Origin of the sequence: Paraclostridium benzoelyticum (assembly GCF_001006285.1) — a bacterium.
GTDB classification, from domain to species: Bacteria; Bacillota; Clostridia; order Peptostreptococcales; family Peptostreptococcaceae; genus Paraclostridium; species Paraclostridium benzoelyticum.
Map to the genome: position 1 here is coordinate 1 of NZ_LBBT01000066.1, position 2,362 is coordinate 2,362.

The 2,362-nt window shown below is 27.3% G+C and carries 4 protein-coding genes; all 4 read right to left on the bottom strand.

Features of this window, described 5'->3' with window-relative positions; genetic code table 11:
* Positions 1–97: 97 nt before the first annotated feature.
* Positions 98–667 carry a hypothetical protein gene (locus VN21_RS03230; protein ID WP_046822025.1) on the bottom strand — a complete coding sequence of 190 codons (570 nt, stop codon included), beginning with the start codon at positions 665–667 and terminating at the stop codon, positions 98–100.
* Positions 668–682: 15 nt separating this feature from the next.
* A complete protein-coding gene (locus tag VN21_RS03235; protein WP_226896666.1) occupies positions 683–1,420 on the bottom strand; it encodes a protein kinase family protein in 738 nt (245 codons plus the stop codon).
* The gene (locus tag VN21_RS03240) at positions 1,417–1,623 is read right to left on the bottom strand and encodes a hypothetical protein (RefSeq protein ID WP_046822026.1); all 207 of its coding nucleotides are present in this window, start codon (positions 1,621–1,623) and stop codon (positions 1,417–1,419) included. Before VN21_RS03240 ends, VN21_RS03235 begins: the two co-directional genes overlap by 4 nt.
* 162 nt (positions 1,624–1,785) lie before the next feature.
* Positions 1,786–2,283: a PTS sugar transporter subunit IIA gene (locus VN21_RS03245; RefSeq protein WP_046822027.1), complete on the bottom strand. Its 498-nt coding sequence runs from the start codon at positions 2,281–2,283 to the stop codon at positions 1,786–1,788.
* Positions 2,284–2,362 lie beyond the last annotated feature (79 nt).

Consider the following 2,362-nt stretch of genomic DNA (forward strand, 5'->3'; position numbering starts at 1 on the left):
TATATTAAAATATATTGTCCATATGTAAAAAAAATACCTAAAATTTATATTAAATAAAAAAACTCCACTTATAATAAAGTGGAGCCCAAAATTTATATTATGCACCCTTAACAATATCAGCTATAAATCTATCAAAATTTCTTCTTTGGCTATGCTGATTTCCAGGGTAAATTTCATTCGAAGCTACAGTACTATTTAAAACCTGTGGAGTTAAATAATACATTTCATAATATGAACCCTTTTCATATAAATATCTTAATATTTTCCCAGTTTCAAGTAAAGCTTCATAATGCTTTCCATTAGAGAATCCTCTTATTCTTGATTTTGGAACATAGTCATCTTGAAAAAATAGAGACTTAGCTAGCCAACCTTCTTTGCCAATTCCTCTTCTTGTCGATGCTGTTAAAGCCGAATTAATAAAATCTGTAAATTCTGTAAATGGGCCAGTATGAGTTTTTATGCCTACTATAGGATACCATAAACCTTTCATTTTACCATTATTTGTTCCTGATGATCTATAAAAAGGTAATGTTACTCTTTCTGTTTCCCCATCATATTGTATATCTACATCTATTAATCCAATCATTCTAAAGGGTTCAATATTATAAATGTTAGCCCTAAAACTTTTATTGTGTATTTTTACTATCTCTATTGAACTAATTGACATATAAACCACCTTAAATTAATTAGTGTTTCTTAATTTTAAATTTTCTAAGTCTCTCCTTATTTCTTCAATACTTTTATATGGTTCTTTAATTGACATAAGTTTTTTAAGAAAAATAGATTCATCTTTGGTAAGATCCAGTTCATCGTACCATGGTCTCTCTACATAATCTACTGGTTCATAGGTTGTGTAATACAAGTGAATTAGAAAGTCTCCTAAAAACCAATAATCAACCTCTTTTTTATATCTTTTTGAATCCATATATCTAGCTAATCCAAAATCAATTAATGCAAGGTTTCCATCTTGTTTTAATATAACATTTGGTAATCTAATATCTCGATGAACTATTTTGTTTTCATGAAGTATTTCAATTATATCTAAAAGTTGTCCTCCTACTTTGTAAATATCTTCTCTATTAAAAATACAACTATCTCTTACCAAAATATCTTCAAATACAGGCCCTTTTATATACTCTAGTATATATCCTTCCCTATCTTCATCCTTAAATTTGCATATAAACTTAGGAAATGCTGGGTTATTTATTTTTTTTAGTATTTCTTCTTCATAAAAAAGTTTTGACCTGCTTTTTTCAATCATTTCATTTTTAAGTTGTTTAATTACGCATTTTTCAAAATCTTGATTTTCACCCAAATAAACAATCCCATATCGCCCTTGTCCTATTAAATTTGTTATCGTATATCCATTAACTACTTCATTTTTTTTATAGTGTTGGTCCATATCAGCTATAAATTTCAATTATCTTGAATAACTATATGATTTACTATATGAGTTGCTATATGAATTACTATTTGAGTTACTATATGAGTTACTATATGAGTTGCTGTATGAATTACTATATGAGTTGCTATTTGAGTTACTGTATGAGTTACTATATGAACTGTATGAGTTACTATTTGAATTGCTATTTGAATTACCTTTTTTGTAATATCTGCTACCATTATCAGAGTTTGATCTTAAAAAGTCCATAAATTACACCTCTATAATATATATTATCTAAATTTTTTAGTATTTAGATAATATATATTATGATAATTGTCGGTTTAATGTGACATATTTCACATTAAAAAAAGAACCTTTTCATAGGTTCTTTATTTTCAATACTATTTTGCTATTTCAACTCTATTAGCTTCTCCAATTTTAACAGGTCCTTCTACAACTTTAATAGATTCATTTGAATCTAAGTTCGTAAATATAACTGGACTTATTGATGACTTGGCATTAGCCTCTATAAATGGTAAATCCATCTTAACTAATTTATCTCCAGCTTTAACTTCATCTCCTACATTTACAAACACTTCGAAACCTTCACCTTTTAAGTTAACAGTATCTATACCTAAGTGTATAAGAACTTCTTTACCTTCTGTAGATTCTAATATCACAGCATGTTTAGTTTCAAATACTACTCCTACCTTACCATCTACAGGTGATACTATTATTCCATCTTCTGACTTCATTGCAAATCCATCACCCATCATCTTAGTTGAAAAAACCTCGTCTGGTACTTTAGTTATATCTAATAGTTCTCCATTTATAGGTGATACTATCCCTTTAACTTGTTCTTCATTTTTTGATTTTTTAAATATATCAAATAAGCCCATTTTCTACACTCCTTAGCATTAAATTACGTTTTCACAAACAATAAAATTAAATTCAATTTAATTACATATATTATTATAT

Excerpts from the sequence above, each read along its gene's own strand:
- VN21_RS03230 (WP_046822025.1), bottom strand. The coding sequence starts at position 667 with ATGTCAATTAGTTCAATAGAGATAGTAAAAATACACAATAAAAGTTTT.
- VN21_RS03240 (WP_046822026.1), bottom strand. The coding sequence starts at position 1,623 with ATGGTAGCAGATATTACAAAAAAGGTAATTCAAATAGCAATTCAAATA.
- VN21_RS03245 (WP_046822027.1), bottom strand. The coding sequence starts at position 2,283 with ATGGGCTTATTTGATATATTTAAAAAATCAAAAAATGAAGAACAAGTT.